Consider the following 13,623-nt stretch of genomic DNA (forward strand, 5'->3'; position numbering starts at 1 on the left):
ACCATGCCGCGGGAGACACATTACTTATAGGGGCGTGAGGCGGCCATTATACCAGTTCATGGCGGTTGGCAAGGATTGCGGGGTCTGCGGCCGCCCAACCCACAGGAGAAGCACTCGGGGGCGTGGCGGCGCTGGGCCAGCACGGTCCGCTTGAGGGACCTTGGTGCTGCAATGCATCAATCCGCGCGCCGGACCGCCCCGTGTTCCACGTGGAACACCGTCGCCCCGACCGCCGGGAGCGCGACCAGGTCCACGCCCGTGACGAACACCTGAGCAGGCGTCGTGTCGAGCACCGCAAGCACCCGTTGCCGGTGCTCCGCGTCCAGTTCCGACGCCAGGTCGTCCAGTGCGATGACCGGCCAGCCACCACGCTCGGCGGCGCAATCGCTGGCCTGTGCGAACAGGCAGGCCAGCGCGGCCAGCTTGGCCTGCCCACGCGAGAGCGCCTCGCGTTCGGGCTTGGTGGCCAGGTGCAGGCGCCAGTCGGCGCGGTGCGGGCCGACCGTGGTGTGGCCCAGCGTGCGGTCGCGGTCCTGGGCCACGGCCAGCGCGTCGGCGAGCGACAGGCTGCTGCGTCGCCATCCCGGCTCGAACTCGAGCGCCATCCGGCCAAGGCCGGGCGCGAGTTGCGCGGCCACCGGTTCCAGGCGCTCCTGCAGGCGCTCCAGATACCCCGCCCTGCGCCGAGTGAGTTCCTCGCCGGCCGTGCCCAGCTCCAGGTCCCAGGCCGCCAATTGCGCCGGACCCGCCCCGGCCTTGAGCAGGGCATTGCGCTGCTTCAGCCCACGCGCGTAGCGGCGCCACACCGGCAGGAAGTCCTGTTCCACGTGGAACAAACCCCAGTCGACGAAGCGCCGCCGCGGCTCACCGCCACCCGACACCAGCGCATGGCTGCCCGGCTCGAACGCCACCACCATCAATGCCGACAGCAGTTGGCCAAGATGGGCCACCTTTTCGCCGTCCAAACGCGCTTCCCAGCTGGAACCGCTGTGCCGCAGCCCGGCCTTGTGCGGCACGGGAGTATCGCCTGCCCCCACCGACTCCCACTCTGCGAACACCTCCAGCGCATCCGCGCCGGTGCGCACCAGGCCGTCACGCACGCGGCCTCGGAAGCTGCGGCCGTAGGCCAGCAGGTGCAGGCCCTCCAGCACGCTGGTCTTGCCGGCGCCGTTGGCCCCGACCAGCACGTTCAGGCCGGGCCCGGGCAGCAGGGCGACATCCTGCAGGTTGCGCACGTTGCGCAACTCCAGCCGGGTCAGGCGCACGGCGGGCGTGCCGGAAAAGCAGAACGCCCGGACCAGGCCGGGCGTTCGTGTTCCACGTGGAACCTGTCGTTCACAGCCGCAGCGGCATCACAACGTGGCGGGAGCGCTCGTTGGCGGCCTCGCGCACCAGCGCCGAGGAGTTGGCATCGCGCAGCGCGATGACCACGGTCTCGTCGCGCAGCGCGCCCAAGGCGTCGAGCAGGTAGTTCACGTTGAAGCCCACCGCCAAGCCGTCGACCACGGTGTCGGCCTCGACTTCTTCCTGGGCCTCTTCCTGCTCCGGGTTGTGCGCATTGATCTTCAGCTGGCCCGGCGACACTTCGAGGCGCACGCCACGGTACTTTTCGTTGGACAGGATGGCGGCCCGCTGCAGCGCGGCACGCAGCACTTCGCGGTCGATGCGCACCTCGCGGTCGGCGCCGATCGGAATCACGGCCTCGTAATCCGGGAAGCGGCCATCGATGAGCTTGCTGGTGAAGGTCACATCGTCGCGCTTGACGCGGATGTGGTTGCGGCCCATCTCCAGCTCGAGCACGCGGTCGCCGCCTTCCAGCAGGCGCTGCAGCTCGGTCACGCCCTTGCGCGGCACGATGATCTGGCGCTTGGACTGCACGCTGTCCTCGAGCGCGGCTTCGCACAGCGCAAGGCGGTGGCCGTCGGTGGCCACGCAGCGCAGGCGCTGCTCGGCGAGGTCGAACAGCAGGCCGTTGAGGTAATAGCGCACGTCCTGCTGCGCCATCGCGAACGAGGTGCGCTCGATCAACTCCTTGAGCGCCGCCTCGGGGACGTTGACGCGCTCGGTGGCCTCGACCTCGTCGATCGACGGGAAATCGTTGGCGGGCAGGCTGGCCAGGGTGAAGCGGCTGCGTCCCGCCTGCACGGTGACCTTGTCGCCGGACTGCGAGACGGTGACCTTGCTGCCGTCGGGCAGGGCGCGAACGATGTCGAACAGCTTGCGCGCCGGGATGGTGATCTCGCCGTCCTGGGCGTCGTCGACCGCGCAGCGCGCCACCATCTCGACCTCCAGGTCGGTACCAGTCAGCGACAGCTGGCTGCCGGTGACCACGACCAGCAGGTTGGCCAGGACGGGCAGGGTCTGGCGACGCTCCACGACGTTGACGACTTGGGCCAGGGGCTTGAGGAAAGCTTCTCGCTGCAGACTGAAACGCATGCCGTGGTGTCCCCTTGGCTCTTAGCTGTTAAACAGGATAAATAACAAAAAGCGGTGGTGGTGGAGTCAGGAAAATCTGTTGAAAACCTGCGCAATTACCTGATTTACAACATGTTTCCGCCGCTACAACTCCTGTGTGAAACCCCGCCGGGTCTGCGCACAAGCTGTGGACAGTTTTAGGAGTGTTTCCCCCGACGCAAACTGTCCACAGCTTGTCCCCGGTCCGTACAGCGGTTGGCGGGATGCTGCGCCGGCCGCCTATTCATTCAATTTGCGGATGAGCTTGTCCCAGTCCTCGCGCAGCTTGCCGTCGGTCTGCGCCAGGGTGCGGATCTGGCGGCAGGCATGCAGCACGGTGGTGTGGTCACGACCCCCGAACGCGTCGCCGATCTCGGGCAGGCTGTGCTCGGTGAGTTCCTTGGCCAGCGCCATCGCCATCTGGCGGGGGCGGGCCAGCGAACGCGTCCGCTTCTTGCCCAGCAGGTCCTTCATCTGCAACGCATAGTAGTCTGCCACGGTCTTCTGGATGTTGGCGATGCTGACCGAGGCCTGCTGGGCGCGCAGCAGGTCGCGCAGGGTCTCGAGCGCGAACTCCTGGGTGATGGCGCGGCCGGTGAAGTTGGCCTGGGCGGTAAGCGTATTGAGCGCGCCTTCCAGGTCGCGCACGTTGGACGGCATCCGCTTGGCCAGCAGGAACGCCACGTCCTCGGGGATGTGGACGCCACGCTCGCGTGCCTTGGCCAGCACGATCGCCGCGCGGGTCTCGAAGTCGGGTGGATCGATGCCCACCGGCAGCCCCCAGGCCAGGCGTGACTTCAGCCGCGGCTCCAGGCCCTCGACCTCACGTGGGAACCGGTCGCAGGTCATGATGATCTGCTGCCGGCCCTCGAACAGCGCGTTGAAGGTGTGGAAGAACTCCTCCTGCGTGCGGTCCTTGCCGGCGAAGAACTGGATGTCGTCGATCAGCAGCGCGTCGAGCTGCTGGAACTGGCGCTTGAACTGGTCCGCGGTCCGTTCCTGCAGCGAGCGGAAGAACGCGCTGTAGAAGTCGTTGGAGCGCATGTACAGCACGCGCGCGCCGGGGTTGTTGCGGCGCATCTCGTTGCCCGCGGCGAACATCAGGTGGGTCTTGCCCAGGCCCGTGCCGCCGTACAGCAGCAGCGGGTTGTGGGCGCGGTCGCCGGGCTTCTGCGCGGCCTGCCACGCGGCGGCGCGGGCGAGCTGGTTGCTGCGGCCTTCCACGAAGTTGTCGAAGGTGAACTGGTTGTCGAGGTTGCCGTGGAAGGCGAGGTCGGCGGCGGACACCGCCGGCGCCACCACTGCCCGCGCCGGCTCGGCGGCACGCGGCAGCGAGCCGATTTCCAGCGACACCTCGCCGCCGCCGCCGAAATGCCCCAGCAGTTCGCGGATGCGGACCATGTAGCGGTCGCGGACCTCGTCGCGCACGAAGGCGTTGGGCGCATACAGCACCGTGGCATCGGCGCGTCGCGCCGCCTGCAGCGGCCGCAGCCAAGTGTGGACGTCTTCGGCCGGGAATTCGGCTTCCAGGCGTTCGAGGCAGCGGGGCCAGGCTTCCATGTGCGGGTTCGACATACCGACGGCAGGGCCGCCGACACCGTGGTCAGGCCACGTGCGGCGGGGGCGAAAGGGGAACGCGCAGCCTATCACCGCGCACCCGGCCATGTGCGCCGCGGCACCCGGTGCGACAGGGCGCGCCGGCACGCGATTTGACCTGCGCCCGTCGACGCGCCTAGAATCTCCGGTTCTTTCCGCCGCGTCAGCTAGAGCGACCGACACCATGGCCACCAAGCGCACCTTCCAACCCAGCAACCTCAAGCGCAAGCGCGACCACGGTTTCCGTGCCCGCATGGCGACTGCCGACGGCCGCAAGATCCTTGCCCGCCGCCGCGCCAAGGGCCGCGCGCGCCTCACGGCCTGACGTTGCCTGGCGGCCGCTTCCGCTGGCCGCCATTGTTCCGCTTCGCATGAACCTCCGCTTGCCCCGCCAAGCGCGTGTCCGCGTGCGTGCCGAATTCGACCGGGTGTTCCAGGACGGCCGCCGCACGGCGACGCCGCTGCTGGCCCTGCACGTCCTGCGTGATGGCGCGCCCGCGCGCCTCGGCCTGGCCGTGTCGCGCAAGGTCGATCGCCGCGCGGTGGCACGCAACCGCATCAAGCGCGCGCTGCGCGATGAATTCCGCCATGTCCGCGCCGCATTGCCGGACGCGGCGTTCGTCGTGGTGGTGCGCCACGGTGCCTCCAAGGCGGCGCCGGAAGCGCTGCGCGAAGCCTTCCGCGATGCGTTGCGCCGTGCCGGCGCGTTGCCCGCACCTGACCTGACCGGCACAATGCCCGCCGCCCCCCTTCCCGCCATCCCAGCGCCGCGACCTGCCGGCCAATGAGCATGCCTGCCCGATGAACCAGACCCGCACCTTCCTGATCTTCGCCTGGCTGATGGTGGCGACCCTGCTGTGGATGGAGTGGGGCAAGGAGCAGCGCGCGCCGGTTCCGGTGGCGGACACCACCGCCGCGATCGCCGGCCCGGATGCCAGCATCCCCGGAGCGCCGCCCGCGGCGGCGGTCCCCGGTGCGGTGCCGGTCGCACCCGCGGCAGCTGCGGCCGGGGCGATCCCGGGCATGGGCGCCACCCCGGCGCCGGCGACCGCCGGCCTGCTCCAGGTGCGCACCGACGTGCTCGACCTCGCGCTGCGTGGCGGCGTGGTCGCACGCGCCGACCTGCTGGGGTTCCCGCAGACCCGAGATGATGGCAGCGCGCCGGTGCGCCTGTTCGATGACGCGCCGGCGCGGTTCTTCGCCGCGCAGAGCGGCTGGGTCAGCCAGGGCAACGCGGCGCCGACACACGAGGCCGGCTTCCAGCCGGAGTCCGCGCAGCTGCAGTACCAGCTGGCCGCCGGCAGCGACACGCTCGAGGTGCCGTTCGTATGGCAGGGCCCGGACGGCGTCAGCATCCGCCGCGTGTACGTGTTCACGCGCGGCAGCTACGCGATCGACGTGCGCGACACCGTCTACAACAAGAGTGCCGCGCCCTGGCAGGGCCACGTGTACCGCCAGCTGATCCGCCTGCCGCTCGCGGTCAAGGCCGGCTGGACCAACCCGGAGTCCTTCAGCTTCAACGGCGCCACCTGGTTCAGCGCCACCGACGGCTACAGCCGCCGCAAGTACGCCGACTTCATCGATGACGGCCCGCTCAACCAGGTGCAGACCGGCGGCTGGCTGGCGATGCTCCAGCACCACTTCTTCAGCGCCTGGATCCCGCAGCCGACCGACGAGGTGACCGTTTCGCTGCAGTCCACGCCGGGCGCCGGCGGCGTGCCGCTGTACCTGATCCGCGAAGTCGGCCCGGGCGTGATGGTGGCGCCGGACGGCCAGGCCACCACCAGCGCGCGCCTGTGGGTCGGGCCCAAGCTGGTCGGCCAGATCAAGGCCCAGGGCGTCCCCGGCCTGGACCGCGCGGTCGACTACAGCCGCTTCTCGGTGTTCGCCTTCCTCGGCGAAGGCCTGTTCTGGATCCTCAACAAGCTGCACGGCCTGTTCCAGAACTGGGGCTGGTCGATCATCGGCCTGGTGATGCTGGTCAAGCTGGTGCTGTACCCGCTGTCCAAGGCGCAGTACCAGTCGATGGCCAAGATGCGCAAGTTCCAGCCGCGCATCGCGCAGCTCAAGGAGCGCTACGGCGACGACAAGCAGAAGTTCCAGGTCGCCATGATGGAGCTCTACAAGAAAGAGAAGATCAATCCGGTCGGCGGTTGCCTGCCGGTGCTGCTGCAGATGCCGATCTTCCTCGCCCTGTACTGGGTGCTGCTGGAGTCGGTGGAGCTGCGCCACGCGCCATGGATGCTGTGGATCCAGGACCTGACCGCGCGCGACCCGTACTTCATCCTGCCGGTGGTCAACATCGCGGTGATGTGGGCGACGCAGAAGCTGGCGCCGATGGTCGGCATGGACCCGATGCAGCAGAAGATGATGCAGCTGATGCCGCTGGTGTTCGGCGTGTTCATGGTGTTCTTCCCGGCCGGCCTGGTGCTGTACTGGGTCACCAACGGCTCGCTGGGCCTGCTGCAGCAGTGGTGGCTGATCCGCCGCTATGCCGACAAGCCGGTGAAGCCCGGCGACTCCGGGACGGCGGTCGCGAAGAAGTGACGCCGTTGGCCGGCCCGCGCCGCCATGCCTGAGGCCGCGACCGACACGATCGTCGCGGTCGCCACCGCGTCCGGTGCCGGCGGCATCGGCATCGTGCGGTTGTCGGGCCCGGCGGCCGCCGCCATCGCGGCCACGGTCTGCGGGCGCACGCTGCGCCCGCGCCATGCGCACCACGCACGCTTCCATGACGCCGCCGCCGAGGTGCTCGACGACGGTATCGCGCTGCTGTTCCCGGGCCCGGCCAGCTACACCGGCGAGGACGTCGCCGAACTCCAGGCGCACGGCAACCCGGCGCTGCTGCAGGCACTGGTGGCGCGCTGCTGCGCGCTGGGCGCGCGCATGGCGCGGCCCGGCGAATTCACCGAGCGCGCGTTCCTCAACGGCCGCCTCGACCTGGCGCAGGCCGAGGCCGTGGCCGACCTCATCAATGCCGGCGACGTCCTCGCCGCGCGCGGCGCGCGACGGGCGCTCGACGGCGCGTTCTCGCGCCGGGTGGAGGCGCTGGCCGACGCGCTGGTCACCATCCGCGTGCATGCCGAAGCCGCGATCGACTTCGCCGACGAGCCGCTCGACACCCTCGGCGGCGACCTGCTGGCCGCGCGCCTCGCCGGGGCCCGCGCCGCGCTGGCCGCGCTGCTGGCCGCGACCGAACGCGGGCGGCGCCTGCGCGATGGCCTGCACGCGGTGATCGTGGGCCCGCCGAATGCCGGCAAGAGTTCGCTGTTGAACGCGCTGGCCGGCAGCGAGCGCGCCATCGTCACCGACGTCGCCGGCACCACGCGTGACCTGCTGCGCGAATCGCTGCGCGTCGACGGTGCCGAACTCATCCTCGTCGACACCGCCGGCCTGCGCGAAGGCGGCGATGCGATCGAGCGCGAAGGCATGCGCCGCGCGCGCGACGAGCTGGCGCGCGCCGGGCTGGCGGTGGTGGTGCTGGATGCGCGCGATCCCGACGCCGGCCGCGCCGCGCTCGACGCCGCGCTTGCCGGGGTGCCGGAGATCCTGTGGCTGCACAACAAGGCCGACCTGCTGCCCGCCGATGCGCCGCCGCCGGCCGCGGGCGTGCTGCGCGTGTCGGCGCGCTCGGGGGCCGGACTGGAGGCCCTGCACGCGCGCCTGCGCACGGCGGTGCTGGGCGAGCCGGCGGCGGGCGAAGGTGAATTCACCGCGCGCGCGCGGCATGTCGAGGCGCTGGGCCGCGCCGCCGGCCACCTGGAGGCCGCGGCGGACGCCCTCGCCGGCGAGGCCCTGGACCTTGCCGCCGAGGCGCTGCGTGTCGCGCACGGGGCGCTGGGCGAGGTCACCGGCCAGGTCGGCGCGGATGAACTACTCGGTCACATTTTCTCGCGCTTCTGCATCGGCAAGTAGCGCAGGCGGCGCCGACGGCGCCCGGGAGTTGACAAACGGCCGCGCCTGTCGCGTGCTACGCACACGTGCGCGCCCGCGCACCAAGGGGGAGTTGAACCGATGTCCGTGACAAAACATGCGTTCCCGCGCCCGGTGGTCTACCGGCTCGCGCTGGGCGTGGCACTGATCTGTGCCCTGTCGGCCTGCAAGGGCGACGAGGCCACCACCAACCCGCCGGCCGCCGCGGTGACCGGCGAGCAGGCCGCCGCCGCGGCCGCGGCCGCGACCGAAGGCGCCGCCGCCGAGCTTGCCGCGCTCAGCCCCGACGAACTCCGCGCCAAGGCGCGCGCGGCGTACGCCGAGAGCAAGCTGTACGCGCCCGCCGGTGACAACGCCATGGAGTACTACCTGGCCCTGCGCGAGAAGTCGCCGGGCGACGCCGCGGTCTCCAGTGCGCTCACCGACCTGATGCCGATGGTGGTGATCGCCACCGAGCAGGGCCGCGACCGCGAGGACTTCCTCGAGGCGCGCCGCCTGTCGGCCCTGATCGAAAAGGCCGACGCCAACCATCCGTCGCTGGCGCGCCTCAAGGCCTCCATCACCGGGGCGGAGGAAGTCGCCACCCGGCGCGTCGCCCAGCAGGCCTTGACCGCCGAGCAGGAAACCGCGCGCCAGGAACAACTGGCCGCCGACCGTGAGCGCAGCCAGGCCGAGGAGCAGCGCGTGGCCGCGCAGAAGCTGGTCGAACAGCAGGCGGCCGCCGCCCGCGCGGCGACCGAGGAAGCCGCCGCCACCGCGCGCCGCGAGGAGCAGCGCGTAGCCGAGCAGCGTGCCGCCGAGCAGCGCGCGGCCGAGCAGCGCGCCGCCGCCGCAAGGCCGGCCGCGGCCACCACGCCGGCCGCCGGCACCGCCCTGCGCGCGCTCAGCACGCCGGCACCGCGTTATCCGGCCGAGGCGCTGCGCGCCGCGCAGTCCGGCGAGGTGCAGGTGGAGTTCACCGTGTCGCCGGACGGCAGCGTCACCGATGCGCGCGTGGTGCGTGCCAACCCGCCGCGCGTCTTCGACCGCGAGGCGGTCGCCGCGGTCCGGCGCTGGCGCTTCGAGCCGGTCGCCGAGCCGGTCACCACCCGCCGCACCATCGCGTTCAATCCCGGCGGCTGAGCCGCGTGGCGTGACGCAGGAAAAAGCCCGGCGCAAGCCGGGCTTTTTTGTGGTTCTTTCCCGACTGGCGGAAAAGCGCGGGGCTGGTGTTAGCGGCGGGTACCAAGGCCCTTGAGGACTCATGTCCCCCGGCGCTGGCCTGGCGGCCAGCGCCTCCTCCTTGACTTCGCCCTCAAGGGCCTTGGCACCCGCTCCGCCGCACTACGCGGTGGTTGCGGGAGCCAAAGCCACAGCCCCCCATCTCGCGAATGTTGGCTGTACCCGCAGCCAGCGCAGAGCCCCGAAGTGGCCGGGAGGGCTTCGCGGGGAAGTAAAGGAGGAGGCATCCGCCGCCAGGCGGATGCCGGGGGACATGAGCCGCGAAGCCCTCCCGGCCACCACAGGGGCCCAACCAAAAAAAGCCCGGCGCAAGCCGGGCTTTCTACAGGCGGGGGTGCGGCCGTCAGGCCGAGATCGCCAGCTTCTCGCGGTGGTACAGCCGCGCGGCGAGCAGCCACAGCACCACCCCCAGTCCGAAACCCGCGCCGAGGTAGGTTCCCCATTCCAGTGGCGTGATCCACTCGCTGCGCACCAGCTTCAGCAGCATCTGGTTCTGCGCCAGGAACGGCACCGTGAACTGCCACAGCGCGTTCTTCACCGGGTTCACCATCAGCACCACGGTCGGCACGATCGGCAGCAGCATCAGGATGCTCATGTAGCTCTGCGCCTCCTTCACCGACTTGACGCTGGCCGCGATGAGGGTCAGCAGCGTGGTGCCGATCAGCACCATCGGCAGCAGGACCAGCAGCATCTGCAGCATCATCGGTGTCGACACCGAAACCAGCTGCATCGCCCGCGGCGCAAGCGCGAAGCTCAGCTTGAACGCCACCAGGATCAGCGCCAGGCTGAGCATCCCGAACAGGCAGGCGGCGAGGATCTTGCCGCTCATCAGCGCGCTGCGCGAGGCCGGCGTGGCCAGCAAGGGCTCCAGCGACTGCCGTTCGCGCTCGCCGGCGGTGACGTCGATCACCAGGTAGGCGCCGCCGAGGAACGCGCTCAGGATCAGCAGGTACGGCAGGAACGCCAGCAGCATGCCGCGCCGCGCCTCGGGCGTGGCCACGTCGCGCTGCGCCACCAGCACCGGCGTGGCCACCTCCGGGCTCAGCCCGCGGCTCACCACGCGCAGCGCACCGAGCTGCTGCCCGTACTGGGCGAGCGCGGCCTGCAGGCGGCCGACCGGGATCTGCGAATCCTGGCGCGACGAGTCGTAGATGATCTCGACCATCGCGCTGCGGCTCTCGCGCCAGCGCTGCGGGTAGTCGGCCGGGATGCGCAGCACCACGTCGTGCTCCTGCTGGCGCACGGCGGTGTCCGGGTCGGCCGGCGGCGGCAGCGTGCCGATGTTGCGCGTGCCGAGGTGGCGCACCAGGTTGGGCGCGTGCTCGGCGCCGATCACCGGCAGCTCCAGCGTGGATTCCAGCTGCGTGCGCGCGCGCTTCTCGGCCATCGAGCCGATGCCGAGGATCAGCACCGGGAACAGGATCGGCCCCATCAGCAGGCCGAGCATCACCGTGCGCCGGTCGCGGAACAGGTCCATCAGCTCCTTGCGCGCGACGGTGAACAACGCGTTGTTGGTCAGGCTCATGCGGACAGGCCCTCCTCGGTGCCGATCAGCTGGACGAAGGCGTCCTCCAGGTTGTCTTCGCCCGCCTGCGCGCGCAGCTCGTCGGGCGTGCCGCTGGCACGCACCTCGCCGTTGGCGATGATGACGATGCGGTCACAGAGCGCGGCGACCTCCTGCATGATGTGGCTGGAGAAGATCACGCAGCGGCCCTCGCCGCGCAGCTGCTGCAGGAACGCGCGCAGGCCGCGGGTCGTCATCACGTCCAGGCCGTTGGTGGGTTCGTCGAGGATCACGTTGCGCGGGTCGTGCACCAGCGCGCGTGCGATCGCGGTCTTGGTGCGCTGGCCCTGCGAGAAGCCTTCGGTGCGCCGGTCGAGGAAGTCCTCCATGCCCAGCGTCACCGCCATCGCCGCGATGCGCGCGGCGATGGTGGCGTCGTCGAGGCCATGCAGGCGCCCGAAGTAGGCGATGTTCTCGCGCGCGGTGAGGCGCTTGTACACCCCGCGCGCATCCGGCAGCACGCCAAGGCGGCGGCGCACGGCGGCGGCGTCGCGCCGCGTGTCGAGGCCGTCGATGCGCACTTCGCCGCGCTCGGGCGACATCAGCGTGTACAGCATGCGCAGGGTGGTGGTCTTGCCGGCGCCGTTGGGCCCGAGCAGGCCGGTGATCTCGCCGTCGCGGGCGGTGAAGCTGACGCCGCGCACCGCGTGCACCGGGCCGGTCTTCGACGGGAAGCTCTTGTGCAGGTCGTGGACTTCGATCATCTCAGGGCTCCCAGCCATAGTTGCCGGCAAACGGCGGCTCGGCGGCGAGGCGCTCGAGGCAGGTGGCGTCGATGCCGGCGGCATCGGCGCGCTCGATGAACTGCGCGAACAGCTTGGGCATGCAGCCCACGCCGAGCACCGCGTGGCCCTGGCCCGGGGCGACCAGGTGGCGGCCGTTGGCAAGGTGCTTCACGACCTCCTCACCGTAGCGCGGTGGCGTGACCGGGTCGTACTCGCCACTGATCGCCAGCACCGGCACGTCGCCGCCCAGCGGCGTACGGAAGTCGTCGGCGCGCGGGGCGACTGGCCAGGCGGCGCACTGCGCCTGCATCAGTTCCACCATGTCGTTGCCGAGCACGCTGCTGCTGTCGCGCGGGTCGGGCCTGAGGTCGGCCGCGTCCTCGCCGCACATCACCGACAGCTGCATGCCGTGCGCGATCATGTCGCCGAGCGACGCCACCAGCAGCCGCGACTGCGCCATCAGCGGCTCGTAGCGGCCATTGGCGGCCTCGTGCAGCAGCAGCGGCAGGGTGGATGCCGTGGCCGGCTGGTAGGAGAACATGCGCAGCAGCGCGGCCAGGTCGCCGAACTGCGGCGCCTGGGTGTGCCACCCGCCGTCCACCGGGTCGCGGAAGCGCACCTCGGCGAGGTTGCCGGCCTGCAGCGCGGTGCGCACCGCGGCCAGCTGCGTGGTCGGGTCGCCGAGGTTGGCCAGGCAGGCCTTGTCGGCGCGGCAGCGCGCGAACTGCGCGGCCAGCGCGTCCTCGAGGTTGCGTGCGTGCTCCTGGCCCAACGCCAGGCTGTTGGGCACCACGCCGTCGATCACCACCGTGCGCACCTGCGCCGGGAACGCCTTGGCGTACTGCTGCGCCACGCGGGTGCCGTAGGACACGCCGACCAGGTTGGCCTGCGGCGCACCGAACGCCGCGCGCACCAGGTCGAGGTCGCGGACGTGGTCCATGGTGCCGTAGCGGCGCAGGTCGCTGTCCTTGGCCAGCGTGTCGCGGCACTGGGCGGCGAACGCGCGCATCGCGTCGGGGCTCATGTCGTCTGCGGGCCCGAACGCGTTGTCGCCCTCGCCGTCGCTGCAGCGCAGCGGGTGCGAGCCGCCGGTGCCGCGCGCGTCGACCAGCATCACGTGGCGGTTGCGGCGCACATCGGAGAACGCCGGCGCCACGCTCGGGTAGGACTCGAGCGCGGACTGCCCGGGTCCGCCGGCGATCATGAACACCGGGTCGGGCTCCGCCTGGCCCTTGGCCGGGATCCACGCCACCGCCAGTTCGATGCGGCGGCCGTCGGGCGCGGCATGGTCCTCGGGGACCTCGAAGCGCGTGCATTGCGCCTCCACGGCGGTCGCGCCGACCGCGCTCAGCGAGCAGGGTTCGAACGCCAGCGTGCCGTGGCGCATGCGCCCGTCGGCCAGCGCGCCCTCGACGCCGCCACCCGTCTGCGCCGTGCAGCCGGCGGCGAGCGCCGCGGCCAGCAGCGTGGCGATGGTCATTCCACGTGTACTCATTCGGGATCCTCGGGAAAGAAAATGGCTTCGATGGTCGATGCGAACAGCCCGGCGATGCGGAACGCGAGTGGCAGGCTGGGATCGTACTTGCCGGTCTCGATCGCGTTCACCGTCTGCCTGGAGACCTCCAGACGTTCGCCGAGCTGCGCCTGTGACCAGCCGCGCTCCTCGCGCAGTTCGCGGACGCGGCTCTTCACCGGTAGCGGCGCGCGGTGATGCAGGCGAACACGCCGTAGGCCAGCATGTACGCCGGCAGCACCAGGATCAGTGCCAGGCCGGTGTCCACCCGCACCACGCCGGCGAGCGCCAGCAGGCCGAGCGAGAAGCTGCCGAGCGTGAGCACCAGTGACGCCTGGGCAAAGGCCTCGAGCTGGATCCGGCGCTGCATCTCGTCGCTGTCGCGCACGAAGCGCAACACCGCCCTCGCCACGAACACGATCGGCACCGCCGGCAGCAACGCCAGCAAGCCACGCGCCCAGGTGGCATCGACCGCGCGCAGCGCGTACATCGACCCGAACAGCACCACGACGTAGGCCGCCATGGCCGGGATGAACTCGCGCCGGTAGCGGCGTTCGATGGATTGCATGGTGGATCCCCGTGTCAAGTTTGCTTGACATGGAGGATGCGGCGCGCCG

13 protein-coding genes are annotated in these 13,623 nt (G+C 70.9%); 5 read left to right on the top strand and 8 right to left on the bottom strand.

All coding sequences use genetic code 11. From position 1 onward, the window contains the following. Positions 1 to 176 precede the first annotated feature (176 nt). The 3 genes from recF to dnaA form a co-directional block, all read right to left on the bottom strand. On the bottom strand, positions 177 to 1,265 hold the full coding sequence (gene recF / locus H5368_RS09545; RefSeq protein WP_182824015.1) for a DNA replication/repair protein RecF: 1,089 nt from the start codon (positions 1,263 to 1,265) through the stop codon (positions 177 to 179). A 70-nt stretch (positions 1,266 to 1,335) separates the two neighbouring features. Further along, positions 1,336 to 2,436: a DNA polymerase III subunit beta gene (gene dnaN / locus H5368_RS09550; protein WP_182824017.1), complete on the bottom strand. Its 1,101-nt coding sequence runs from the start codon at positions 2,434 to 2,436 to the stop codon at positions 1,336 to 1,338. A gap of 258 nt (positions 2,437 to 2,694) precedes the next feature. Continuing rightward, positions 2,695 to 4,014: a chromosomal replication initiator protein DnaA gene (dnaA, locus tag H5368_RS09555; RefSeq protein ID WP_182824019.1), complete on the bottom strand. Its 1,320-nt coding sequence runs from the start codon at positions 4,012 to 4,014 to the stop codon at positions 2,695 to 2,697. Positions 4,015 to 4,234: 220 nt separating this feature from the next. On the opposite strand from dnaA, the gene rpmH reads away from it, so the two are divergent. The 5 genes from rpmH to H5368_RS09580 all read left to right on the top strand — a co-directional run bounded on the left by rpmH (position 4,235) and on the right by H5368_RS09580 (position 9,105). After that, on the top strand, positions 4,235 to 4,375 hold the full coding sequence (rpmH, locus tag H5368_RS09560; RefSeq protein ID WP_182824021.1) for a 50S ribosomal protein L34: 141 nt from the start codon (positions 4,235 to 4,237) through the stop codon (positions 4,373 to 4,375). Positions 4,376 to 4,421: 46 nt separating this feature from the next. Continuing rightward, a complete protein-coding gene (gene rnpA, locus H5368_RS09565; protein WP_182824023.1) occupies positions 4,422 to 4,838 on the top strand; it encodes a ribonuclease P protein component in 417 nt (138 codons plus the stop codon). A 13-nt stretch (positions 4,839 to 4,851) separates the two neighbouring features. Then, positions 4,852 to 6,597, top strand: a complete 1,746-nt coding sequence (gene yidC / locus H5368_RS09570) for a membrane protein insertase YidC (protein WP_182824025.1) — start codon at positions 4,852 to 4,854, stop codon at positions 6,595 to 6,597. Positions 6,598 to 6,621: 24 nt separating this feature from the next. Continuing rightward, positions 6,622 to 7,965, top strand: coding sequence for a tRNA uridine-5-carboxymethylaminomethyl(34) synthesis GTPase MnmE (mnmE, locus tag H5368_RS09575; protein WP_182824028.1), 1,344 nt, complete (start codon positions 6,622 to 6,624; stop codon positions 7,963 to 7,965). A 99-nt stretch (positions 7,966 to 8,064) separates the two neighbouring features. Further along, complete coding sequence (locus H5368_RS09580) at positions 8,065 to 9,105, top strand: energy transducer TonB (RefSeq protein ID WP_182824030.1); 1,041 nt, start codon at positions 8,065 to 8,067, stop codon at positions 9,103 to 9,105. A gap of 442 nt (positions 9,106 to 9,547) precedes the next feature. Here H5368_RS09580 and H5368_RS09585 read toward each other — a convergent pair whose 3' ends face one another. The 5 genes from H5368_RS09585 to H5368_RS13540 are packed head-to-tail and all read right to left on the bottom strand — an operon-like array spanning position 9,548 to position 13,574. Continuing rightward, entirely contained in the window at positions 9,548 to 10,729 is a 1,182-nt protein-coding gene (locus H5368_RS09585) for an ABC transporter permease (protein WP_182824032.1), read from the bottom strand. Continuing rightward, positions 10,726 to 11,472: an ATP-binding cassette domain-containing protein gene (locus H5368_RS09590; RefSeq protein WP_182824034.1), complete on the bottom strand. Its 747-nt coding sequence runs from the start codon at positions 11,470 to 11,472 to the stop codon at positions 10,726 to 10,728. Before H5368_RS09590 ends, H5368_RS09585 begins: the two co-directional genes overlap by 4 nt. Position 11,473: 1 nt before the next feature. Continuing rightward, complete coding sequence (locus H5368_RS09595) at positions 11,474 to 12,988, bottom strand: alpha/beta hydrolase (RefSeq protein WP_182824036.1); 1,515 nt, start codon at positions 12,986 to 12,988, stop codon at positions 11,474 to 11,476. Then, a complete protein-coding gene (locus H5368_RS13535; RefSeq protein WP_182824038.1) occupies positions 12,985 to 13,185 on the bottom strand; it encodes a helix-turn-helix transcriptional regulator in 201 nt (66 codons plus the stop codon). Before H5368_RS13535 ends, H5368_RS09595 begins: the two co-directional genes overlap by 4 nt. After that, a complete protein-coding gene (locus tag H5368_RS13540; protein WP_182824040.1) occupies positions 13,182 to 13,574 on the bottom strand; it encodes a hypothetical protein in 393 nt (130 codons plus the stop codon). The genes H5368_RS13535 and H5368_RS13540 overlap by 4 nt, the downstream gene beginning before the upstream one ends. Positions 13,575 to 13,623: the final 49 nt, after the last annotated feature.

The sequence above is a fragment of the Luteimonas sp. MC1782 genome (genome assembly GCF_014164605.1).
Lineage (GTDB): Bacteria > Pseudomonadota > Gammaproteobacteria > Xanthomonadales > Xanthomonadaceae > Luteimonas.